This window comes from Lysinibacillus sp. GbtcB16, from assembly GCF_019091145.1.
Lineage (GTDB): Bacteria > Bacillota > Bacilli > Bacillales_A > Planococcaceae > Lysinibacillus > Lysinibacillus fusiformis.
In genome coordinates this window covers 1-230 of the sequence record NZ_JAGXJV010000965.1, presented here as the reverse complement: position 1 = coordinate 230, position 230 = coordinate 1, and the positions used below count along the sequence as shown (strand labels likewise).

Genomic DNA, 230 nt, shown 5'->3' with positions numbered 1-230 from the left:
ATCCAAAAGAAAGCAGAAGAGTTAAATATTACGCCACAGGCATATGTTGATAACATTGTTGCAGGAATTAAAGAGCTTTGGGGGAAGATGGATATTTCTTATGGTGATTTTATTCGTACGACTGAAGAACGTCATAAAGATGTTGTCGAAAAAATCTTTAAGCAATTAGTAGATCAAGGTGACATTTATCTTGATGAATATGAAGGATGGTATTCTGTACAAGATGAGAC

General features: G+C 34.3%; 1 protein-coding gene. It reads left to right on the top strand.

Annotation, left to right across the window (positions count from 1 at the left end):
- Positions 1 to 230 (top strand): class I tRNA ligase family protein (locus KVT27_RS26465; RefSeq protein ID WP_217582362.1); only part of this gene is annotated, 230 nt, incomplete at both ends.